The organism is Aquirufa sp. Wall-65K1, assembly GCF_054558475.1.
The window spans coordinates 316135-338861 of record NZ_JBPXKD010000001.1; the positions used below are offsets into that span (position 1 = coordinate 316135).

19 protein-coding genes and 1 tRNA gene are annotated in these 22727 nt (G+C 36.8%); 10 read left to right on the forward strand and 10 right to left on the reverse strand.

Features of this window, described 5'->3' with window-relative positions:
• Positions 1-3 precede the first annotated feature (3 nt).
• A tRNA-Leu gene (locus ACST15_RS01445) sits at positions 4-87 on the forward strand.
• Positions 88-121: 34 nt separating this feature from the next.
• Here ACST15_RS01445 and ACST15_RS01450 read toward each other — a convergent pair.
• The gene (locus tag ACST15_RS01450; protein ID WP_459452873.1) at positions 122-1597 is read right to left on the reverse strand and encodes a xylulokinase; all 1476 of its coding nucleotides are present in this window, start codon (positions 1595-1597) and stop codon (positions 122-124) included.
• A 14-nt stretch (positions 1598-1611) separates the two neighbouring features.
• Here ACST15_RS01450 and ACST15_RS01455 point away from each other — a divergent pair, with 14 nt between their 5' ends.
• Entirely contained in the window at positions 1612-2361 is a 750-nt protein-coding gene (locus tag ACST15_RS01455; protein ID WP_459452874.1) for an ATP-binding cassette domain-containing protein, read from the forward strand.
• Here the strand turns inward: ACST15_RS01455 and ACST15_RS01460 are convergent.
• Together ACST15_RS01460 and ACST15_RS01465 are read right to left on the reverse strand one after the other, a co-directional pair.
• On the reverse strand, positions 2347-3120 hold the full coding sequence (locus tag ACST15_RS01460) for a TatD family hydrolase (protein ID WP_459452875.1): 774 nt from the start codon (positions 3118-3120) through the stop codon (positions 2347-2349). The genes ACST15_RS01455 and ACST15_RS01460 overlap by 15 nt on opposite strands.
• Positions 3117-3746: a polysaccharide deacetylase family protein gene (locus ACST15_RS01465; RefSeq protein ID WP_459452876.1), complete on the reverse strand. Its 630-nt coding sequence runs from the start codon at positions 3744-3746 to the stop codon at positions 3117-3119. Before ACST15_RS01465 ends, ACST15_RS01460 begins: the two co-directional genes overlap by 4 nt.
• Positions 3747-3766: 20 nt before the next feature.
• Between ACST15_RS01465 and ruvC the strand changes: the two genes are divergently transcribed.
• Positions 3767-4339 carry a crossover junction endodeoxyribonuclease RuvC gene (gene ruvC, locus ACST15_RS01470; protein ID WP_459452877.1) on the forward strand — a complete coding sequence of 191 codons (573 nt, stop codon included), beginning with the start codon at positions 3767-3769 and terminating at the stop codon, positions 4337-4339.
• Here ruvC and ACST15_RS01475 read toward each other — a convergent pair.
• Positions 4332-6281, reverse strand: coding sequence for a thioredoxin domain-containing protein (locus ACST15_RS01475; protein ID WP_459452878.1), 1950 nt, complete (start codon positions 6279-6281; stop codon positions 4332-4334). The two genes, ruvC and ACST15_RS01475, sit on opposite strands and share 8 nt — an antisense overlap.
• Positions 6282-6321: 40 nt before the next feature.
• Here ACST15_RS01475 and ACST15_RS01480 point away from each other — a divergent pair, with 40 nt between their 5' ends.
• The 4 genes from ACST15_RS01480 to ACST15_RS01495 are packed head-to-tail and all read left to right on the forward strand — an operon-like array spanning position 6322 to position 12502.
• Positions 6322-7881 carry an NAD(P)/FAD-dependent oxidoreductase gene (locus ACST15_RS01480; protein ID WP_459452879.1) on the forward strand — a complete coding sequence of 520 codons (1560 nt, stop codon included), beginning with the start codon at positions 6322-6324 and terminating at the stop codon, positions 7879-7881.
• Between the two features lie 7 nt (positions 7882-7888).
• The gene (locus ACST15_RS01485) at positions 7889-8464 is read left to right on the forward strand and encodes an NUDIX hydrolase (protein ID WP_459452880.1); all 576 of its coding nucleotides are present in this window, start codon (positions 7889-7891) and stop codon (positions 8462-8464) included.
• A gap of 9 nt (positions 8465-8473) precedes the next feature.
• Complete coding sequence (locus ACST15_RS01490; protein WP_459452881.1) at positions 8474-11185, forward strand: DNA gyrase/topoisomerase IV subunit A; 2712 nt, start codon at positions 8474-8476, stop codon at positions 11183-11185.
• 3 nt (positions 11186-11188) lie between these two features.
• Positions 11189-12502, forward strand: coding sequence for an MFS transporter (locus ACST15_RS01495; RefSeq protein ID WP_459452882.1), 1314 nt, complete (start codon positions 11189-11191; stop codon positions 12500-12502).
• On the opposite strand, the gene ACST15_RS01500 is transcribed toward ACST15_RS01495, so the two are convergent.
• On the reverse strand, positions 12489-13409 hold the full coding sequence (locus ACST15_RS01500) for a LysR substrate-binding domain-containing protein (RefSeq protein ID WP_459452883.1): 921 nt from the start codon (positions 13407-13409) through the stop codon (positions 12489-12491). The genes ACST15_RS01495 and ACST15_RS01500 overlap by 14 nt on opposite strands.
• A gap of 101 nt (positions 13410-13510) precedes the next feature.
• Here ACST15_RS01500 and ACST15_RS01505 point away from each other — a divergent pair, with 101 nt between their 5' ends.
• A complete protein-coding gene (locus ACST15_RS01505) occupies positions 13511-14059 on the forward strand; it encodes a peroxiredoxin (RefSeq protein ID WP_459452884.1) in 549 nt (182 codons plus the stop codon).
• Between the two features lie 46 nt (positions 14060-14105).
• A complete protein-coding gene (locus ACST15_RS01510; protein ID WP_459452885.1) occupies positions 14106-14678 on the forward strand; it encodes a carboxymuconolactone decarboxylase family protein in 573 nt (190 codons plus the stop codon).
• A 7-nt stretch (positions 14679-14685) separates the two neighbouring features.
• Here the strand turns inward: ACST15_RS01510 and ACST15_RS01515 are convergent, their stop codons facing one another.
• From ACST15_RS01515 to rpe, 5 genes are read right to left on the reverse strand one after another with little or no spacing between them, the layout of a single operon-like run.
• The gene (locus ACST15_RS01515; protein WP_459452886.1) at positions 14686-16077 is read right to left on the reverse strand and encodes a protoporphyrinogen/coproporphyrinogen oxidase; all 1392 of its coding nucleotides are present in this window, start codon (positions 16075-16077) and stop codon (positions 14686-14688) included.
• Positions 16074-16823: a glycosyltransferase family 2 protein gene (locus ACST15_RS01520; protein WP_459452887.1), complete on the reverse strand. Its 750-nt coding sequence runs from the start codon at positions 16821-16823 to the stop codon at positions 16074-16076. Before ACST15_RS01520 ends, ACST15_RS01515 begins: the two co-directional genes overlap by 4 nt.
• Position 16824: 1 nt before the next feature.
• Entirely contained in the window at positions 16825-17949 is a 1125-nt protein-coding gene (locus ACST15_RS01525; protein ID WP_459452888.1) for an acyltransferase family protein, read from the reverse strand.
• The gene (locus tag ACST15_RS01530; RefSeq protein WP_459452889.1) at positions 17949-19976 is read right to left on the reverse strand and encodes an OmpA family protein; all 2028 of its coding nucleotides are present in this window, start codon (positions 19974-19976) and stop codon (positions 17949-17951) included. The genes ACST15_RS01525 and ACST15_RS01530 overlap by 1 nt, the downstream gene beginning before the upstream one ends.
• A 6-nt stretch (positions 19977-19982) precedes the next feature.
• Positions 19983-20645 carry a ribulose-phosphate 3-epimerase gene (rpe, locus tag ACST15_RS01535; protein ID WP_459452890.1) on the reverse strand — a complete coding sequence of 221 codons (663 nt, stop codon included), beginning with the start codon at positions 20643-20645 and terminating at the stop codon, positions 19983-19985.
• Positions 20646-20726: 81 nt separating this feature from the next.
• On the opposite strand from rpe, the gene ligA reads away from it, so the two are divergent.
• On the forward strand, positions 20727-22727 hold the full coding sequence (gene ligA / locus ACST15_RS01540; RefSeq protein WP_459452891.1) for an NAD-dependent DNA ligase LigA: 2001 nt from the start codon (positions 20727-20729) through the stop codon (positions 22725-22727).

Sequence of the window (22727 nt, forward strand, 5' to 3'; positions counted from 1 at the left end):
ATTGCCCAGATGGCGGAATTGGTAGACGCGCTGGTCTCAAACACCCGTGGGTGCAAGCCCGTGCCGGTTCGACTCCGGCTCTGGGTACAAGCCTCCTGAAATTCAGGAGGCTTTTACTTTTTTAAGCAGGTAAGAAATTTTTCCAATTAGCATAGGCTTCTGCCGTAGCATCCATATTTTTCAAATCCGGCTCAATCGTTTTAATAATCTTCAATTGAGATACGGCTTCCTTAGGGGAATTAAAATTTCCAATGCCAATTCCTGCACCTAAAGCTGCGCCCATTGCACCATCCGTATCCATTAAGTCTACCGCTATTTGAGCCGCATTAACTATACTTTGACTAAATACTGGACTTAAATACATATTGGCGAGACCAGCTTTTAATCGTTGAGGTGTAATACCCACCTTATCCAATAATTCAATCCCATAAACAAGAGAAAAAGCGATTCCTTCTTGAACAGCCCGACAAATCTCCGCGGATTGATGACGATTCAAATCCAATTGTTGAAAACTAGCTCCAATAACTCTATTCTGAAAAATTCGTTCTGCTCCATTTCCAAAAGGCATGACGATTAAGCCTTGAGATCCAATTTCAGACTGAGAAGCCATCTCATTCATTTGTTGGTAGGAATAGGAGTTGAAAAAATTCTGTTTCAACCAACGGTTCATGATACCCGTACCATTAATACACATCAAAACTCCTATTCGTCTAAGGGACTCATGGTAATTAACATGCGCAAATGAATTAACCCGATTACCTTGATCATATTTCAGTTCATCACTAACCCCATAAACAACACCAGAGGTTCCCGCAGTAGTAGCTATCTCACCGGGCTCTAAAACGCCTAGAGAAAGAGCATTATTAGGTTGATCACCCGCCTTATAAGTTACTTTCACATACTGATTCAATCCTAAACTTGCGGCTATCTCTGGCAAAATTTGACCATGATCAGAAAATACAGGTTGAATTTTAGGAAATAAATCAGAAGAAAATCCAAAATGAGCCAATAATTCAGTTGAAATTCTATTTTCCTTAAAATCCCAAAAAATTCCTTCAGATAGGGAAGAAGGGGAACAAGTAAGTTGACCGGTCAATTGAGCTCCAATATAGTCCCCTGGTAAAACAACATGCTTAATTTTATCAAAAATTTCAGGTTGATTTTCCTTAACCCAAGCTAATTTAGCAGCGGTAAAATTTCCTGGAGAATTTAATAAATGTGATTGGCAATAAGCCTCACCAAGAGCCAAGGCAGCTTTTTCGCCCAACTTGCCTGCCCTTGAATCACACCAAATAATAGAAGGTCTCAAAACCTGCAAATCCGCATCCAATACCACCAAACCATGCATTTGGTAAGAAATACCAATAGCATGTATGTCCGAAGGATTATAAGTTCCAGATGCATTTCCCTTTAAAATGGCCTGCTGGGTACAATACCACCAATGCGCAGGATCCTGCTCAGCGAAACCAGGCTGAGGTGAATAAATTTCATTTTCTGTCTCTGGATAAGAGCAAGAAAAAAGAACTGTTTGCTTAGCAGCATCAACAATACTAACTTTAATCGAAGATGTGCCTACATCAATTCCACACAGTAGCATAAAATGTCATTTAAATGTTAGAGATTCAAATTAATCACCACCAAGTTACAAGTCATTTTGCTTTAAACCATATACATTTTCAAGTAAAAGCAGGTGAAATATTTGCTCTCATCGGAAAAAGTGGATCAGGAAAGAGTACCATAGCCAATATTGTTGTGGGACAAACTGTTCAACCCCAGGCATCTATTTGCATCAATGGCAAGGAATTAAACACCCAAATGGATCGTTTAATCAAGGTCTTTAAAGAAGTTGGCTATGTCCCACAAAACTTACATTTAATGCCCCATCATACCGTAGAAGAGTATTTACGACGATTAGGTCAAAAAATGACGAGCAGCGATTTAGAAAAATTTATTCGGGAAAACTTAGTTAGATTCAGATTAAAGGCAGCAAAAAACACCAAAATCCAACATCTCTCTGGGGGAGAAAGACAAAAATTAGCGCTTTTAGAGGCTATCAGTAAACCCATTGAATTATTGGTTTTAGATGAGCCATTTAGTCAACTAGATACCGAACAAAAATTAGAATTTTCTGAAATCTTTAAACAGGTGGTATCGGAAGAAAAAATCCCTTGTTTATTAATTAGCCACGATTTAGTGGACATCCTAAGTTTAAGTCAGCAGGTAGGGATTTTACACCAAGGCAAATTAATATTTCAGGGTAATTGGATTCAATTTAAAAAATCAAAAAATAAACATGTCATTAAATTACAAGATGCCATGAGAATATGGAAAGATAAAATTGATTCGCTATTCAAAGCTTGAGTAAGCCTTAAAAGCTTTAGCATTAGTACTGGTTACTTGTATCACATCATCCAAAGGCATTTCTCTATAGTCTGCTAATTTTTGTGCAATTAATCCCAAATAAGCGGGCGAATTAGGTTTTCCTCTGTAGGGAACAGGACTTAAATAAGGAGCATCTGTCTCTAGGACTATATTCGTTAAGGGTATTTCTTGAATGTCTTGAAACAGATTGGCATTTTTATAGGTAAGCACACCTCCAATGCCCAAGGTAAAGCCTAAGTCAACCAGCGTTTTCGCCTCACGAGCATCACCTGAAAAACAATGAATAATACCCCTTACATCGTTAAATTCCTTCTTTTTGAGAATGGCGATTAAGTCGGCGTAGGCTTTTCTACAATGTACATCAATCCAAAGATGGTGTTCTAAAGCCCAATGACATTGTTTTTCAAAAGCTGTTATTTGTTGAGTTTTGAAACTTATATCCCAATAATAATCCAAACCTATTTCTCCGATGGCAAGCACTTTTTTGCTTTGTAACTCTTGTTCCAAAAAGCTTAATTGTTCTTCGAAATCTTCTTTTACATAAGTTGGATGCAAACCAATCATCGGCTTACAAAATGTAGCATTGGCTACATATAATTCCCATAATGCCCCCCAAGACTCCTGATCGCAATTAGGCAACCAAACTTCTTGAATTCCAGCCGTTTTCATTTCATGAAGATGAACTTCCCAATTCTGAGTAAAATGTTCATCGTATAAATGTGCATGGGTATCTATCATAGGGCGGATAATTGAAAGCCATTGGCATAGCAATAGGCTAAAAATTCTGGTAAAATTAATTTTAAACGAGGAAAAGCTTTTTGGCTATCATGAAAAACGATGATAGACCCTGCTTGTATATTTTTTAAACAATGGCCTGTAATGGATGAGGCACTTAAGCCTGAATGGTAATCGCCTGTTAGTAAGGACCACATAAAAATGGGACCCAATTCATCAGCATTTTTTAACATCTTTCGGTTCACACGCCCATAAGGAGGTCTAAAACCTATACTTGGAATTCCTAAATCATTAAATACCTGATCGCAGGCTTGCTTATTTTCGATATACTCATGAAATGGTACTTTCCATGCATTCACATGATTCATGGTATGATTACCTAAACTATGACCAGCTGAATGTATGGCATGAGCTAATTCAGGAAATTGGCGCATATTTTTACCTATACAAAAAAAAGTCGCCTTTGCTTGAAATTTATCTAACTCATCTAAAACAAAATTGGTAATTTCAGGACTAGGTCCATCATCAAAAGTGAAATACACTTGATTGTCTTTCGATGCTTGATGCTTTTCCCAAATCAAACTAGGGAAAATAGCAGGCACAAAAGAAGGTAAGCGATGAATGAACATGTTTTTCAGATCCAATATTCATGCAAATTACGAGTTCAGGTGCAGAAAAAATAATTTTAGGTATTGACCCAGGCACCCGCTTTTTGGGATATGGCTTATTGAAAATTAGCAAAGCTCAAGTAACTGTCTTACAGTATGGTGTTTTAAACCTGACAAAATATACCACCCAAGGAGCTAAATTTTTGAAAATTCATGAGAGAGTTTTAGGAATAATTGAAGAATTTTTACCCGATGAGATAGCTATTGAATCACCATTTTTCGGTAAAAATATTCAATCTATGCTCAAATTGGGTCGTGTTCAAGGTATGGTAATGTCACTCGCCTTTTCAAAAGGTATCCCCATAGTTGAGTATGAACCCAAAAAAATCAAGCAATCTGTCACAGGTAATGGAAATGCCTCCAAAGAACAAGTAGCTAAAATGGTTGAGGTTATTGCGGGTATTAAATTAGATGCCAAATTATTTGACGCAACGGATGCCTTAGGTATAGCTATTTGCCACCATTTTCATCAAAACAACATTTCCTCATCCGTCAAAGGGACTAAAAAAGGTTGGGGAGCCTTTGTTTCTGAAAATCCAGAAAGAATTAAATAAGCTCCTTCAAATGATCTTTCATTTCCTCCCAAGTACCCACAGGGGCTAAACAATGATGGCCAATACAAACTAAAAAATGCTTATCCTTTGGAAGGTTTTCAACAGGTATTAGGGATAATTCCAAAGAATTCAATTTTTCCATTAAGCCTTTTTCCAAGGCATATGAATGATCAAATTTGATGGTGGCTTGTGGATTTTCAAACCATTGAGAATAAATCCGTAGCCAATTAGAAAAATAGGCTGGATTTGCTTGAGCCTTAGAAATAACCGTTTCCAACATTTGCTTTGCCCTTAATGTACAAGAAACCTGTGAGTTAATTAAACCTAAGCACAACAATGCTTCACATAACATGGAATTGGAGGATGGACAAACAGAATCTGTAAACTCCACCTTATAAGCAATCAGCTCTTGATGTTGATTTTGCGCATAATGGTATAAAGCAAAACCCTCATCTTTGGATTCAAATAATTCTGTGGCTTTTTCAACTAAGCTATCGGCAATATCTAAATATTTGACCTCAAAAGTAGATAAATACAGTTGAATGAAAGCCAGTGCAGTGGCGGCATAATCATCTAAAAAACCATCAATAGGTCTATCTGTGTAAGCGGCTTGATGCAAAGCGCTACCATCTGGCTTCAATAAATGTTGTTCAATAGCCCCTGCCAAATGAATAGCATCTTGTAATATCTCTTTAGAGGCTAGCGCTTGAGAAGAGGCTATTAATCCTGATAGCACATAAGCATTCCATGCTAAAATTTGCTTGGTATCTGTCTCAGGTCTTATACGCGTTTTTCTAACATCAGAAAGCTTGACTAATTCATCGCTGAATTGATTATTTAAAATGGCTTCTTTTTTAAATAATATATTCCGACTATCCTCCCAATTGCCATTGGGTAAGATACTATATGCCCTATAAAACTCAGGATTGGAAAGGGAAGGGATTAATTGATTGATCTCCTCAAAATGCCAAGTATAAAATAAACCTTCAACACCCTCACTATCAGCATCTAAAGATGCATAATACAAGCCATTTTCTGCTAATAGCTCTGATGTTAAAAACTGAATCGTTTGTGTTAATACTTCAGCGTAGAGAGGGTTTTTAGTACGACGGTAAGCCGCTGCATAACCTTCCAATAATTGACCATTATCGTACAACATTTTTTCAAAATGTGGAGCAAACCATTCTGAATCAACTGAATACCTTGAAAACCCACCCGCTATTTGATCAAAAATACCCCCTTGAGCCATTCTATTCAATTGAATTTCAGAAGCTTTATAGGCATTGGTTTGCTGAGCTAAAAGGGGAGTAACAGACTCTAAAAATCGTAAGAGAGAAGGCAATGGAAATTTAGGTGCCTTATTCATACCACCAAATACGGGATCCATATTACCAACGGTGATTTTTAGACATTGAGGTATGAAGCTTGGACTTAATTCTAAATCAGTCATTTGAAATAGATCAGCATGATCAGAAATTGCCTTAGCAAATCCTTCTGCAGATTCCTCCAACTCTGCCCGATGTTCCACAAAGGCATTTTGTACAGATGATAAAATATTCATCCATTTAGCCTTTGGAAAATAGGTGCCACCATAAAATGGTTTCTGAGACGGCATCAAAAATACATTCAATGGCCATCCACCTGATAATCCCATTTGCTGAATGGCATCCATATAAATCATATCCACATCAGGTCTTTCCTCACGATCAACTTTGATGTTGATAAAATATTTATTCATTAAATCAGCTACTTCCTGATTTTCAAAACATTCTTTTTCCATGACATGGCACCAATGGCAAGCGGCATATCCAATACTAACTAAGATAAGCTTATCCTCCTCCTTAGCTTGTTTTAATGCATCCGGTCCCCATGGTTGCCAATGAACAGGATTATGTTGATGTTGTAATAAATAGGGACTAACTTGATGCTTCAGCTTATTCATTAAAAGAGAGGATTTTTGTAAATTCGTACAAATTTACGCAATGTTAGAACTAAAAGATTTTGTAGTCGGTCCAGAAATTGCTCATTCTCCTGAATTGCTACGAGCCTTTCTTATTTCTGAATTAGGTACAAATCTATTAAATAGCTGCCAATATCGAATTGAAAAGAAATCCATCGATGCGAGAAGTAGACAAATTAAAGTCAATTTACGCATTGGATTTTATGAAAAAGAGCATGATTTTTCCTTAGAACATCTAGCTCATTTACCCCCGCTATCCACAGAAGCTAAGCGCGTTATCATCGTTGGAAGTGGCCCAGCAGGTTTATTTGCTGCGATTCGACTTATTCAATTAGGCCTCAAACCCATCGTCTTGGAAAGAGGAAAAGATGTACGTGAAAGGCGACGTGATTTAGCTGCCATCAATCGTTTTAATATCGTTGATTCCGATAGTAATTACTGCTTTGGTGAAGGAGGAGCGGGCACCTACTCCGATGGAAAACTGTATACCAGAAGTACGAAAAGAGGAGATATTAAATCGGTCCTTGAAACTTTTGTAGCACATGGTGCAGATCAAAATATTTTATTTGAGGCCCATCCTCATATTGGAACCAATAAATTACCCGCCATCATTGCTTCCATGCGGCAAGCTATTATTGAAGCTGGTGGGGAAGTGCATTTTCACCAAAAAGTAGTCGATTTTATCATCCAAAATAAGCAAATAAAGGGAGTTGTCACGGCTCATAATCAAGAATTTCAAGCCGATAAACTCTTATTAGCTACAGGGCATTCCGCGCGTGACATATTTGAGTTATTAAGAAATAAAAACGTACTGATTGAGTCGAAAGGATTTGCCATAGGAGTTAGAATAGAACATCGTCAATCACTGATTGATAGCTGCCAATATAAAACTAAAGAAAGGCCCATATATTTACCTCCGGCAAGTTTTAGTTTGGTTAGTCAAACCAAGTATAAGGGATTACAAAGAGGGGTATTTTCATTTTGTATGTGCCCAGGTGGTTTTATTGTACCATCAGCCACCAGCCAGAATCAAGTAGTAGTCAATGGTATGTCGCCCTCCAGACGCGACTCACACTATGCCAATTCTGGGATTGTTGTTAGTTTACTTGAACATGATTTAGCAGCATTTAAATCTGAAGGACCTTTAGCGGGCATGTTTTTGCAAGAGTCATTAGAACAAAAAGCACATAAATTATCAGGCGCTACTCAAAAGGCTATTTCACAATTGACCCAAGATTTCATTCAAAAGAAAACGAGTAAATCCAGTCATGATACCTCCTATGTCCCGGGATTAATCCCAGGAGAAATGCGTGATTTTTTACCAGATTTTATTGCTGAGCCTTTGGCATTAGGTTTGAGTGATTTTAACAAAAAGATTCCTAATTTTTCGACTAATATTGGACAAATCATCGGTTTGGAAAGTAGGACATCATCACCCGTTAAAATTCCTAGAGATCAAGAAAGTTTAGAGCATCCCCAAATCAAAGGTTTATACCCTTGCGGTGAGGGTGCCGGTTATGCTGGAGGAATTATGTCGGCGGCATTGGATGGCATTCGATGTGCAGAAGCTATTGCTAAATAAGGTGGCCATGAAAGAAATGTTTGAGCCTATTTTTGACTTGCATCAAAATTTCATGAAAATGGAAACGGTAAAGGCTAATGCTCGACATGCTGCCGTGGTGGCTATTATTCAAAAAAATGAACTACGAGACACCATTTTATTAATTAAAAGAAACGAATATGAAGGTGCTCATTCGGGACAAATGGCTTTTCCTGGGGGGAAACAGGAAATAAATGATTTAGATTTAAAGGTTACTGCCATTCGGGAAGTAAAGGAAGAAATTGGCATAGATGTTCCTTATGAAGCCCTAAGAGCTATGGAACCTGTTTGGGTCATGGTCTCCAATTATTGGGTTCAACCTTATTTTGCGGTCTTAGAAGAAAAGCAAAATTACGTTTTAGATAAACGAGAAATAAATCGTATTTTTGAAATACCTGTATCACATTTCCAAGATAACTCGCAAGTAAAAGCACATCAATTAACAATTCAAAATGAGAGCTACTGGGCTCCAAAATTTGAATTTGAAGGTGAAGTTATTTGGGGTGCCACAGCCTTATTTTTATACCAATTATTCCACTTAAAAATTGGGGAATTAAAATTATAGATAGTTTATATGGATGAATCATTGGATGGCAGCTTGCAAAATCAAATTGCAGTGGCAGGAATGTATGAGAATTGGTTTTTGGAATATGCCTCATACGTTATTCTTGAACGCGCCGTTCCAGCCGTAGCAGATGGATTAAAACCTGTACAAAGAAGGATTCTACATGCGCTACGGGAAATGGATGATGGCCGCTTTAACAAAGTAGCGAACGTAGTAGGACAAACCATGCAATACCATCCGCATGGAGATGCCTCCATCACCGATGCCATGGTTAATCTAGGGCAAAAAGAACTATTGTTTGATTGCCAGGGTAACTGGGGTGACATGCGCACAGGAGACAGTGCTGCAGCAGCTCGATACATCGAAGTAAGACTTTCTAAGTTTGCCAATGATGTGGTGTTTAATAACCAAACCACCAAATGGCAATTATCTTATGATGGTCGTAAAAAAGAACCCATCACTTTACCTATTAAATTCCCCCTATTATTAGCGCAAGGGGTAGAAGGTATCGCCGTAGGTTTGGCTACGAAAATCATGCCACACAATTTCTGTGAAATCTTGCAAGCTTCCATCGATTTACTGAATAATAAAAAAGTGGAATTGCTGCCTGATTTTCTGACAGGAGGTTTATTAGATGCTTCTAATTACAATGATGGATTACGCGGTGGAAAAATCAGAATTCGAGCAAAGATTGAAGAAATCGACAAGAAAACTCTGGTTATCAAAGACATACCTTATTCTACTACCACTACATCTTTGATTGATTCCATCATCAAAGCAAATGATACAGGAAAAATTAAGATTAAAAAGGTAATTGACAATACAGCAAAGGATGTTGAAATTCAAATTCAATTAGCTCCAGGTATATCACCTGATGTGACTATTGATGCCTTGTATGCCTTCACAGATTGTGAGATTTCAATTTCTCCCAATGCCTGTGTGATTATTGACGAAAAGCCCCACTTTGTAGGAATTTCTGAAATTCTAAAAGTAAGCACCAACCAAACCGTTGATTTGCTAAAACAAGAATTAGAAATCAGAAAAGCGGAGCTCATGGAGCGAATCCTATTTAGTTCTTTAGAGAAAATTTTCATTGAAAATAGAATTTATCGGGATATTGAGGAATGTGAGACCTTTGAATCAGTGATAGAAATGGTCGATAAAGGTTTAGAGCCTTATAAAAAGGATTTTTATCGTGAAATCATTGAAGAAGATATATTGCGTTTGCTAGAAATCCGAATTAAACGTATCTCCAAATTTGATGCTTTCAAGGCAGATGAAGCCATGAAACGCTTGGAAGAAGAATTGGCTGAGGTAGAGCATAATTTGGCAAATTTGATTACATACGCCATTAATTACTTTAAAAATCTACTCAATAAATACGGTAAAGGAAGAGAGCGTAAAACAGAAATACAAAACTTTAATACCATTTCTGCTACAGTGGTAGCCGCAGCCAATCAGAAATTATATGTTAACCGAGCGGATGGTTTCATTGGTTATGGTCTGAAAAAGGATGAATACATCATGGATTGTTCGGATATCGATGATATCATTGTATTTCGACAAAATGGAACATGCGTGGTGACCAAAGTACAAGAAAAAGTATTTGTTGGAAAAGACATATTATATTGTTCCGTATTCAAGAAAAACGACGATCGAAAAGTTTACAATTTGGTTTATTTTGATGGAAAAAATGGCATTTCTTATGTCAAAAGATTCAAAGTGACTTCAGTAACTCGAGATAGGGAATATAAACTGGTGAGTGATAATCCAAAATCAAAAATCACCTATTTCTCTGCCAATGAAAATGGAGAAGCAGAAGTAATTCAAATCAATTTAACAGCCAATTGCACAGCTAAAATCAAGCAATTTGATTATGATTTTGCCAAATTAGCTATTAAGGGTCGTGAATCTTTAGGTAATGTTTTAACTAAATACCCTGTTCGTAAAATTGTTCAAAAATCGGCGGGAGTTTCCACTTTAGGTGGAGTGGATATATGGTATGATGCCACAGTTGGTCGATTAAATAGAGATGAACATGGTCAGTTTATAGGCAATTTTGAGCCTAAAGACAGTATTTTAGTGTTATACAAATCGGGAAATTACGAATTAACCAATTTTGAATTAACCAACCGATATACGGCAGATGAGATATTGTATTTGAAAAAATACGAAGCGAACAGCATCATTTCAGCTGCCTATTTTGATGGAGCTAGTAAAAATCATTTTATCAAACGATTTAAATTAGAAACTACTACCATCGATAAGAAATTCCTATTCATTTCAGACCATAAAGCATCCCGATTAATCGCTGCTACGGATAATTATGCTCCAAATGTTCAGATAAAGCATAAAGCAGATGGAAAAACCAATCAGGTAGAATTATTACCGATTGCGGAATTAGGTGACGTGCGAGGTTGGAAGGCGATAGGCAATAAACTAAATTATCCTAAACTTACTGATTTACAATTCATTGATACGGAAGAGAAGGCTCCATCACAAGCAGAATCAGAAAATCAAGATGGTGATGATGAACCAGAATTTATCATAAAAAATCTGGATAGTAATTTTGAAGCGGATGGACCCATATCTGAAAGTAATGAAGTAGAAATAAGTACTGAAACGGAGGCTTCTGATGTTGATGACATTCCATTTGAGGTCAAAAACTTACCTTCGGATCAAAAAGAAACAGGTACAGGAGAACAATTAGGCTTATTTTAAGGGATGGAACAGGTGTTGAATAATAAAAAAACGATGAATGCCTGGGCCTTTTATGATTGGGCCAATTCAGTACATTCATTAACGATTGTTTCAGCCATTTTTCCCATTTATTTCCCCGTTGCCGCCATTGTTTTAGGAAGCAAACATCCTGAGTTAATTGATATTTTTGGGTTTTCGCTTCAGAATACTGTCGTATATTCCTACATTATTTCATTGGCTTATTTAGTCTTAGCAGTGGTGATGCCTTTCTTATCTGGTATTGCCGATTACACAGGAAGCAAAAAGAATTTCATGCGCTTCTTTTGTTATTTAGGTGCCTTTAGCTGCATGCTTCTTTATCTTTTTACCAAAGGGCAGTATTTGTTAGGTTCTTTAGGTTTTTTGTTCTCCATCATTGGTTGGGGTGGGAGTTTGGTTTTTTATAATTCCTTCCTGCCTGAAATAGCTAGTCCTGACCGTTTTGATCAATTGAGTGCCAAAGGCTTCTCTTTAGGTTATGTAGGGAGCGTCTTACTTTTATTACAGAATTTAAGTATGATTCTGGCACCAAATTTATATGGCGGTATTTCCGTAGAAATGGCCTCTAGGATATCCTTTTTAACGGTGGGAATTTGGTGGTTTATTTTTGCTCAAATTCCTTTCTATTATTTACCAAAATCTTCCAAGAAAGAAAAAGACCATCCTAGATGGTGGTTAGGTGGTTTTAAAGAGCTCAAAAAAGTATTTCATGAAATCACTCACATTCCATCAATAAAAAATTTCTTACTAGGCTTCTTTTTATATAACATGGGTGCGCAAACTGTTATGCTTCTAGGAGCCTTATTTGGAAGCCAAGAATTACATTTACCTTCTGAATCATTGATAATTACTATATTATTGATTCAGTTGGTGGCCATACCGGGAGCATACATTTGTGCTTATTTATCAAAAAAAATCGGGAATGTAAATGCAATACGCTTGATAATTGTTTTTTGGATCATCGTATGTTGCTCTGCATATTTTGTCCATGAAACCTTTCATTTTTACTTATTGGCTACGGCAATAGGATTTGTCATGGGTGGAATTCAGTCGAATTCACGAGCTACATACGCTAAACTATGTCCTGAAAATGAAAAGGATACTGCCTCCTATTTTAGTTTTTTTGATGTTTGTGACAGGGCTTCAACCGTGATTGGTACCTTTATTTTTGGCCTATTAATTCAATTAACTGGCAATATGCGATTGGGAATTTTGGTTCTAGCTTTAGTATTTCTTTTAAGCTTAATTTACATGGCAAGGCTTAATAAGATTAATCCTGAGGTACTTAGATCGGAATAATATTTCGTTCATTTAATTCGCGCCATGATTCAGGAACCACCGACAAAATTTCTTGATGTAAAGCCTGAATGATTCCTTTGCGTGCATAACTGGGAGAATACACTAATGAAACCTCTCGAACTGGCTTTGGAAAGGGTAGAGGGAAAACATGCTCCTGTTTATTGTCATCTAAAAAGTCATATAGCATTTCCGGAATGATAGTTTGACCACCCGCATCCTCAGCGATACGAACAATCGTTTCCAAACTTCCTGTTTGATACGTGATTCTCGGACTTAAAGTCTGCCCCGACTTCAAATTACAAATGGAGTTAATTTGGCTAGATAGGCAATGTCCTTCTTCCAATAGCCATAATTTTTCAGGCTCTACGTATTGACAAATCTCTCCTGACTCTGAATGTAGATTGGAATACAAATACAGTTCCTCATAATATAAATGCTTTTCAATCAGTTGGTCTCCTAATGGAGTTACCAAAATTCCTATATCGAGTTTACCTTCTTTAATTTCCTTCACAATATTAGAGGTAGTTGTTTCTGAAATATTAATGTGAAGGTCCGGAAATTTTAGTTGGAAGCCCGAAAGAAATCGGGGCATCAAATAAGGAGCTATGGTGGGAATCACCCCAATACTCACATTTCCTGCTACTTGATTACTCCAACCTTTTGAAAGGTCCTTTAGGGTAGCGGTTTCTTTTAAAATGACACGAGCTTGACGAATAATCTCTTCTCCTTGCAATGTGGCTTTTAATGGTTTATCCTTTCGATTAAATATAATAATGTTTAACTCCGATTCTAGTTTTTGTATTTGCATACTAAGACTAGGCTGGGTAACGCAACAAAAATCGGCCGCTTTGGAAAAACTTTTTAAGTCATCCAAAGCCACTATATATTCTAATTGGGTGATAGTCATACTGTATAGTTTAAAACTATACAAATATAGTAAATATAGATTTGCTTGATAGTCTTAACTTATCGAAATTTGTAACATATTTAAACGTAACAAATAATATTATGTCTACACACATGTTAGGATTGGGAAGTAAGTTTCCAGCATTTGAAAAAAAAGCAGTAGTGTCATTAGAAAAAGATAAGGAGTTTACAACGATTACTGCAGAAGATCATAAAAAGGATGGTAAATGGATGGTGATGTTCTGGTGGCCAAAAGATTTCACTTTTGTTTGTCCAACTGAAATTGCTGAATTCAACCGTAGAGCAGGTGATTTTTCAGATCGTGATGCTTTATTAATTGGAGCTTCTACTGATTCTGAGTTTGTACACGCAGCATGGAGAAGAGATCATGATGATTTACGCGGTTTAAAATTCCCAATGTTAGCTGATACTTCTAAAAGTTTAGCTGAAGAGTTAGGAATCTTAACTGAAGATGAGAAAGTTGCTTACCGTGTTACTTACATCGCTGACCAAGATGGAATCATTCGTTGGGTTTCTGCCAATGATTTATCAGTAGGTCGTAATGTTGATGAAGTTTTACGTGTATTGGATGCTTTGCAAACTGATGAGCTTTGCCCATGTAACTGGAAAGCTGGAGAGGCTACATTATAATTTTAATTAAAGCCCCATTCATATGGGGCTTTTTAACAATAAGATCATGAGTGAAACTAGAGATAATCTATTAGCCGAAATTAATTTACCTGCCACTAGTCAATTTCCATTATTGGATCAATTAGATGCTACGGAAAATCGTTACATCAAAGATTTAAAGATTAACGTTTCCAATGCATTAAAGTATGCTACCTTAACAGAAAAAGAAGCTGTATTATTGGCTTTAGCCGTTTCTGTTAATCAAAAGCATGAGATTACGATTAATTCATTGACTGAATTAGCCAAAACCAAGGGAGCAACGGATGCGGAAATCAATGAAATTCATGCCTTAACTTCATTACTAAATGCCAATAACGTTTTTTACCGTTTCAAGCATTTTGTAGGCAAAGAATTTTATAATACTGCACCTGCTGGAATCAGAATGTCTATCATGATGAACCCTGTATTAGGCAAAGAATTCTTTGAATTAGCGAGTTTAACCGTTTCTGCCATCAATGGCTGTGAAATGTGCGTTAAATCTCATGAGCAATCAGTACTTAACCACGGTGCTACGGAAGCACGCATCATGGATGCGATTCGCTTAACAGCGATATTTAAAAGCTTAATCGTATTGTTGTAGGGTAAAATTATTTACCCCACATCGCATTAGCCGTGTTCGGGAAGGGAAGGGTCAATTCTGGTACTTGATGTACCATGCGGTTGGCCCATTCCACTCCTTGCATCATGGAGTGATCTTGGTTAGATACCTCATATTTCCAAGCACCAAATCTACCTCTACTATACACATCATGTTTTTCCAATTCCGGTAAAACTTGCTTAAGTATTCCATCCCGCTCAATCGAAGGAGTAGGATAACCATAAGCTGTAGAGAAATAAAATTTGGAGATCACCTGATCCTCGGATTCTATTAAACCATCCTCTAACATAGCTTTAACGGTATCTTCAATCAATGTAGCTTTATTTACGGGTTTCATGGCTGATTCACTCACTTCGGCCATTAATGACCATTGATTAGCTGGATCAGGAACGTTGTTAGGGCTATAATTGGAAAATACTGTAACGCGGTAATAAGGACTGTTTGCCTCAGGAAAATACATCCAGCATTTTTTAGCTAATGATTCTACAGGTTTACCTTTTAAACCTATTCCTACCACATGGGTACTGCTATGCTTTAAACCCTGAGCCGTCTGAACCACCTCGGTAGGAAGATCTTGGCACTTTTGGGTAAAAATATCTAATGGAATTGTACTCATCACTTGATCGTATTCAATTTGAGTACCGTCTTCTAGGACAATTTGGTGTGCCTTTAAATCAACCGATTTAACCGTAGAATTTAATCTGAAAAATTCCTCACCAATCAATTCCCCCACCGCTTTCCAAATGGAACCTGTACCCCCAGTTTTAGGGAATTGAAATAGATTATTGGGTCCCCAAGAAAGATCATCCTTCTCAAAAATGATGTTTTCAACAATACGACCTAAATCACTGACAGCTACACGCTCACCAACCCAATTGGCATTCATCATTTCAGGAGGGTAGGCCCACACTTTGAAATTATATGGGAACATAAATACATCAGCAATTCCTTGTCCACAAGTATTTAAAATCCACTCCTTGAAGTTAGTTGGTTTATTAGAAGGACCATTTTTGTATAATTCAATTAATCCTTGCAAACACTGCCATTGTTCTTCTTTGGGTAAATAACCTAAGTTATTTTGAAATGGATAAGGTACAAAACGATCTCTGATCCAAACCCATGATTCTCTTTGATGGGTATACCAACCATCTTCACCCAAGGCCAATTTCATCAAATCATCAAAATACTGATAATGAGAAAACTGAACATGGCCGCCTACATCCCAAGTAAAACCTTGATCATCCACAAAACTAGTGGCTAAACCACCAACAAAGTTTTCCTTTTCAAGTACAATAAAATCAGTAATTCCTAATTCTTTTAAACGATAAGCTGCACCTAAACCAGTGGGTCCTCCACCTAGGATGACATATGTATATTTCATTTTCCTTGGGTAATTTCTTTAACTAAACTGTTTAAATGAACTCTAAAGGCTAATAATTCTTTGAAACTTTGCCAGCAAACCTTAAGTAATTTGAAATGACGTATAGAGACTTCTCCCGTTTCTCTTTCCCGGTGAATCACGGGAATATTGAATAAATTTTGACCCGATTTTTTGGCCAAAACCGCTAAAAATATATTAGGAGCAAAAGGCGTTTGAGCTGGTAATGCTTGCAATAACTTCTTTAAGAAGCTAGTCTTAAAGAAGCGGAACGGAATATTGGCGTCGTCAATGTAGGTTCCATAAATGAATAATAATGAGTATTTTAATATACGGGTAATGACCAATCGAAAGGGATCATCATGACGTACTTTTCGGTATCCTAAAATAAAATCAGATTGATTTCTTTTTTCCCAAAAATTCCCAAAATCTTTCACATCAAACTGATCATCTGAATCTGTCTGAAAAACATAGGTAGGATTCATCTCCACCGCCATGCGATAACCGTTTACTACCGCATTTCCATGGCCACCATTCAATTGATGTTTGGCAATTAAATTGGGATAATTACCTGATATTTCATCTAAAATCGTCCCGGTTTTATCCTTAGAACCATCATTTATGATGAGTAATTTAAACTGATCAGGACTGACAAAGGCGGAAATACCTTCTATCCAATGAGCTACTACTTGCTGAATACATTCCTCTTCATTATAAGCAGGTATGACTACCACTAATTCCAAACTCATATTATTTTAATTTATCCTTGAAACTATTTATGGGTTTCTCAATAACAAACCAAGAGACACTGGCAACAAATAGTAATAAAATTAGGTTGACGAAAAATTTTGATAGTATAAAATTAAGGAAATTTGTTTGAAATAGGGGTATATATTTAGAAATAGCCCACCATAATGTATTTCCTTCTTGATGATAATAATTATAAATAAAATTATGATACAAATATAAACCATAGGATATTTTACCTAAGTAATCTACCCAGGATAATGACAAAAAACGGCCAAATACATGTTTCCTTTCAGCGACAGCCTCTGCGATTAAAAAGAAGGAAAATACCGCCGCAACACTACGTTCAATGACGATAAACCAAATATTATCATACGTGAATTCGGCTAAATGGGAAAACCAAAGTACAAGAAAAAAGGAAATCAAGGAAAGGAGAAGTACCCAAGGAAAATCACTAATTTGTTTAAATACGGAACGATGGTAATGATAGAAATAAGCTAATAATCCACCCAGACCAAAACTATCAACCGCACTAAGCGGGTTAACATAGGACCACATCCAGGCTGATTCTTTAAAATCATGGCTAGCAAAAAGGTAAAAAAACAAACGAGAACAAAAACCTAAGGTAATCATCCATGGAAATAATTTTCCAAAATATTTACGTGGTAAAAACAGGATGAAATAGGGGAAAATTAAATAATACTGCTCCTCTACAGCCAATGACCATAAATGGTCCCATACACCAATCCACTGACGGTGTATCATTATGTAAAAATCAGGTAAATAGAAAAACAACCATTTCCAGACTTTATAAAAGGGATCAATTTGAAAAAGACCACCAATACCTAGCAAAAGGAAATAAATTGGGAATATTCGAAGAGATCTTCTCAGGATAAATATTTTGATTTTTTTCCATGGTGAATGTCCTCGATCGGCCACATCATCCGCACTTTGGAATAGAATACGCGTGATTAAAAAACCACTCAAAACAAAAAATATAACTACGCCCAAATGTCCTAGTGGAAAAGGGATGGTGGGCACCAACCAATGGTCCATTAAGACTAGAAATACCGCCAAAAAGCGAATACCATTTAATTGCTTGAAATATACTGCGTGTTGATCGCTCATTAATCTCCTTGAAGCGTAAACTCCACTCTTCTATTTAATTTTCTTCTTTCTTCACTCATGTTACTCGCCATCGGTTTGGTTCCGCCCCAACCTTTCACGCGCACTCGGTTTGGACTAATACCCTTTGAAACGATATAAATCTTAACGTTTTCGACTCTTTCTAGGGAAAGCTTCATGTTTTCATTCCAATCCCCTTGATTATCCGTATGGCCTTCCAAAAGTATTTTGAAGCTAGTATTATCCTTTAAAATCTTAACAATTTTTTCTAGCTCTTCGTAGGAACTTGGGCTTAATTCAGCTTTACTCTGATCAAAGTTAATGTTAGGAATCTGATATTGCTTATTCAATTGAATTGGAATTATCAAAAGGTTCCTTTGGATCGTTTTAAAGTTGCGCTCTGAGGTATAATCAAACTTTTCAACTCGACAGATATAGCCATCTTTCAATACTTGCATGGTAAATGCCTTTTTGGCCGGCCACATGAAACTATAATCACCTAAATAAGGATCGTAATCCACTAAAAGTGAATCTGTTCCAGAAACTGATTTAATTAAAATTTTACCTGCGATCGCCTCTTGAGAATCTTGATTTAGAATTTGACCGGCCATTTGAATCAAAGTTAGCGGCTTAGCTTTTTCAGGTATTTTAATTCGATAAATATCTTCTGCTCCTAAGGAATTCTCAACGGAACTAAAATAGGCATAATCACCTTGTGCCGCCACGGAAAAGTATCCATCCCACTGAGGGGTATTAACAATGGGTCCTAAGTTTTCTGGTTCTGACCAATTTAACCAAGTATCATCTAAGCGACGCGTTAAAAAGATATCATTATTGCCATAACCCACATGTCCACTGGATGAAAAATACATAGTAACTCCATCAGGGGCAATGAAAGGTGTGGATTCAGATTCTCCGGTATTGACAACCTGACCTATATTTTTAGGTTCAGTCCAGCTATCGTCATTTTTCCAAAATGAGACATAAATATCTTTACCACCAAAGGAATCTTTCATTTCCGTGGTCATGACCAATATTTTTCCATTAGGAGCTAGGGAATACTCAGAAAATTCAGACTTATTTTTAAAATTCAATATTTTTAAAGCCTTAGGAAAACTCCAGTCACCAGTCCGAAGCAAAAATGACATAGAAACACCTTTTTCCATTTGACCATCATTGCGATAGACGTTATTTAATAACATGGTTTTACCATTGGGAGAAATGCCGCAGACTGCATTATTTTCATCATTATTGATGGGTTCAGGAAAGAGTTCTGCTTTAGACCATGTTTTTGTATCTGCTTGCCAATTTGAGACCCAAATATCCTGGTTCTTATTTTTACCCATGTTAGAAGGGTGTTTCCATCGAGTAAAATATAACTTTTTACCATCTGGACTAATGACTGGGCAAATTTCATTGTAGGGCGAATTGATGTCTTTACCCAAATTTTCTTTGTAAGAATAGGCATTCAAATCCTTATTCAATTTCAAACTTTCTTCAATGGGTACATCAGAATCTGAAATACCAATAGCATCAATTTGCGAATATCCGCGAACCCTCTCCGAATTCATGGAAACTTTAATCGCCCTAATGGGTGCCGATGGTGAAGCTAGTTTGAAGCTGGTTACTTGGGCCGATTTTAGCGCATAGCCGGGGCTAAACTCTTTTAATAAAATCAAGCGATTATTTTCATCCAATCCATCTACCCGAACAATAGACCCAGCACCGAAATTTTCAAAAATAGCCACCTGCTTTACGCTGGTTAAACTATCAAATGAAACTATAATATATTCTCCTGCTGGGTTATCTGGGGTTAAAGACTGCCAAGCACTCGGACTATTACTAAAAGTGGGGTATTTACTTGGTTTACCTAATATATGTAATGACCTATATTCCAAGCCCAGGAGTGGGTCAGAATATTCACTAGAAACTGAAATAACTTTACTAGCCCAGCGAACACGCTGTGCGGGCAAGCTAAAAACAAGCAGACAACAGAAAATTCCAAAAATTAAGCGGATTTTCAAATTCATGAATGTTTAGTTACCTAGTTTCACCAAATTGGCAATGGTTTCAAGGGGATTTGGTGAGGAAAAAACAAAATTACCAGCCACCAATACATTGGCACCAGCTTGAATTAAATCATGGGCATTGGAGGCAGAAACCCCACCGTCAATTTCTATTTTCAAATTTGAAATACCTTTTAACTTAGCTAATTCAGCTAATTCTTTAGTTTTTTTTATGGCATTGGGTATAAACTTTTGTCCACCGAATCCTGGATTTACCGACATGATTAAAACCAAATTCAGGTCTTGTAAAATATCTTCCAACACATGAACGGGGGTAGAAGGATTCAATGCCACACCAGCCAAACAACCTAAGTCCTTAATTTGTTGGATTGTACGATGCAGATGAGGACAAGTCTCATAATGCACTGTCAAAACTTTCGCCCCAGCTTTTGCAAACGCTTCTAAATACCTTTCCGGTTTTTCAATCATTAAATGAACGTCCAATACTTTAGTAGCCCGCTTATTGACTGCTTCTAAAACGGGAAAACCAAAAGAAATATTGGGAACAAACATTCCATCCATAACATCTATGTGAATCCACTCTGCGGCAGAAGCATTCAACATGTCAATTTCGGAACCAAGTTCTGCAAAATTTGCAGCTAAAATTGAAGGGGCGATGATTAAACTTTCCATCTTGCAAAGGTATGAAAATTATTGGCTAAGGTTTATTTCTTAGTGCTTTCCATTTAACTTTAGGTTGTTAAAAATTGAGACATGGATGTGAAAATGAGGATGGAGGAATTAATCCATCAAATTAATCGATATAATGAAGCTTATTACCAGCAGCATGAAAGCCTAATTTCAGATCAGGAATTCGATGCCTTGTTAGCAGAACTTCAAAAATTAGAAACAGAAAATCCATTATTTGCCCTTCCAGATAGTCCTACCCAACGAGTAGGAGGAACCATCACCAAGCAATTCAAAAGCGTTACTCATCGATTCCCCATGCTTTCTTTGGGTAATACCTATAATGAACAGGATTTAAGAGATTTTGACGAAAGAGTTGCCAAAGGATTAGATGGAGAATCATATGAATACATTTGCGAACTAAAATTTGATGGGGTAGCCTTATCATTTTGGTATGAAAATGGAAAATTAATAAAAGGAGTTACTCGAGGAGACGGAACTCGGGGAGATGATATAACCAACAATGTAAAAACCATAAAAGAATTACCGCTCCGACTAAATTCTAGTCTGTTTCCTAGAGAATTTGAATTACGTGGGGAGGGTTATATGCCTTTAACTTCCTTTGAGGCAATAAATGAACAAAAGATTGCTAGGGGTGAAGCCCCTTTAGCGAATCCAAGAAATGCAGCTTCAGGAACTTTTAAAATGCAGGATTCTGCTGAAGTAGCTCGTAGAAACATGGCTTGCTACATTTATGCCATGGTAGGAAATGAAAATCCTTTTCAGACCCATGAAGAAAGCTTAGTAGCTCTTACCCAGGCTAATTTCCCTGTTTCACCTACTTGGAAAAAATGCCAAACAATAAGCGAAGTTCTACAATACATTCATGATTGGCAGGATAAACGCCATAATTTACCCTTAAATACAGATGGTATTGTTATTAAAATCAATGATTATGCCCAACAAGAAAGATTAGGATTTACGGCCAAATCACCAAGATGGGCTATTGCCTATAAATACCCTTCAGAAATAGCTGAAACTGAAATTGAAAGCATTAGCTACCAGGTGGGTAGAACTGGAAACGTAACACCCGTGGCCAATTTGAAGCCTGTTTATTTAGCTGGAACGGTTATTAAGCGAGCGTCTGTGCACAATGCTAATGAAATGGAGCGATTAGATTTACGCCAAAAGGATAGTGTTTTCATTGAAAAAGGTGGAGAAATTATTCCAAAAATCACTTCTGTCAATGTAGCCAAACGACAAGGTTATGCTCCATTATTTCAATTCCCCGAAGAATGTCCGTCATGTGGAAGTCCATTAGTTCGTCAAGAAGGAGAAGCCAATCACTATTGTTTAAACGATAAACATTGTCCACCACAAATAAAAGGTAAAATAGAACATTTCATTCAAAGGAAAGCTTTAAATATAGAAAACCTTGGAGTAGAAACGATTGATTTATTAGTTGAGAAAGGCATCATACATCACATAGCTGATCTTTATCAATTAAATGAAAGTCATTTCCAAGGATTAGAAGGTTTTCAAAGTAAATCGATTAATAACATTTTGCAATCCATTGAGAAATCTAAATCCATTCCTTTCCGACAAGTATTATTTGGCTTAGGAATTAGACATGTTGGTGCTACCATTGCAGAGAAACTAGTTTTGCAATTTCATTCCATATATCAATTAAGACAAGCAAGTTTGGAGGAATTGGTAGCGGTACCTGAAATAGGAGAACGAATAGCGCGTAGTTTAAAAGATTATTTTGATGATTCGGATAATAATGAACAAATAGAACGTTTAAGGCAAGCCGGGGTACAGTTATCAGAAGAAATTCAAGAAATAGTTTTGGAGGGAGAAGCCTTGGTCGGAAAAAGTTTTGTAATTTCGGGCGTATTTAAAAACTTCAAAAGAGAGGAATTAAAAGACAAGATTGTTGCCAATGGAGGCAAGGTTGTATCCAGTATTTCATCTAAATTAGATTACCTAGTGGCAGGTGAAAATATGGGGCCTGCTAAACTAGAAAAGGCAATTTCATTATCTATAAAAATTATCACAGAGGATGAGTTTTTAGCTCTCCTACACTAG

Excerpts from the sequence above, each read along its gene's own strand:
- ACST15_RS01490 (WP_459452881.1), top strand. The coding sequence starts at position 8,474 with ATGGATGAATCATTGGATGGCAGCTTGCAAAATCAAATTGCAGTGGCA.
- ACST15_RS01525 (WP_459452888.1), bottom strand. The coding sequence starts at position 17,949 with ATGAGCGATCAACACGCAGTATATTTCAAGCAATTAAATGGTATTCGC.
- ACST15_RS01510 (WP_459452885.1), top strand. The coding sequence starts at position 14,106 with ATGAGTGAAACTAGAGATAATCTATTAGCCGAAATTAATTTACCTGCC.
- ACST15_RS01465 (WP_459452876.1), bottom strand. The coding sequence starts at position 3,746 with ATGTTCATTCATCGCTTACCTTCTTTTGTGCCTGCTATTTTCCCTAGT.
- ACST15_RS01485 (WP_459452880.1), top strand. The coding sequence starts at position 7,889 with ATGAAAGAAATGTTTGAGCCTATTTTTGACTTGCATCAAAATTTCATG.
- ACST15_RS01515 (WP_459452886.1), bottom strand. The coding sequence starts at position 16,077 with ATGAAATATACATATGTCATCCTAGGTGGAGGACCCACTGGTTTAGGT.
- ACST15_RS01505 (WP_459452884.1), top strand. The coding sequence starts at position 13,511 with ATGTCTACACACATGTTAGGATTGGGAAGTAAGTTTCCAGCATTTGAA.
- ligA (WP_459452891.1), top strand. The coding sequence starts at position 20,727 with ATGGATGTGAAAATGAGGATGGAGGAATTAATCCATCAAATTAATCGA.
- ACST15_RS01475 (WP_459452878.1), bottom strand. The coding sequence starts at position 6,281 with ATGAATAAGCTGAAGCATCAAGTTAGTCCCTATTTATTACAACATCAA.
- ACST15_RS01460 (WP_459452875.1), bottom strand. The coding sequence starts at position 3,120 with ATGATAGATACCCATGCACATTTATACGATGAACATTTTACTCAGAAT.
- rpe (WP_459452890.1), bottom strand. The coding sequence starts at position 20,645 with ATGGAAAGTTTAATCATCGCCCCTTCAATTTTAGCTGCAAATTTTGCA.
- ACST15_RS01495 (WP_459452882.1), top strand. The coding sequence starts at position 11,189 with ATGGAACAGGTGTTGAATAATAAAAAAACGATGAATGCCTGGGCCTTT.
- ACST15_RS01520 (WP_459452887.1), bottom strand. The coding sequence starts at position 16,823 with ATGAGTTTGGAATTAGTGGTAGTCATACCTGCTTATAATGAAGAGGAA.
- ACST15_RS01480 (WP_459452879.1), top strand. The coding sequence starts at position 6,322 with ATGTTAGAACTAAAAGATTTTGTAGTCGGTCCAGAAATTGCTCATTCT.
- ruvC (WP_459452877.1), top strand. The coding sequence starts at position 3,767 with ATGCAAATTACGAGTTCAGGTGCAGAAAAAATAATTTTAGGTATTGAC.
- ACST15_RS01530 (WP_459452889.1), bottom strand. The coding sequence starts at position 19,976 with ATGAATTTGAAAATCCGCTTAATTTTTGGAATTTTCTGTTGTCTGCTT.
- ACST15_RS01500 (WP_459452883.1), bottom strand. The coding sequence starts at position 13,409 with ATGACTATCACCCAATTAGAATATATAGTGGCTTTGGATGACTTAAAA.
- ACST15_RS01450 (WP_459452873.1), bottom strand. The coding sequence starts at position 1,597 with ATGCTACTGTGTGGAATTGATGTAGGCACATCTTCGATTAAAGTTAGT.
- ACST15_RS01455 (WP_459452874.1), top strand. The coding sequence starts at position 1,612 with ATGTTAGAGATTCAAATTAATCACCACCAAGTTACAAGTCATTTTGCT.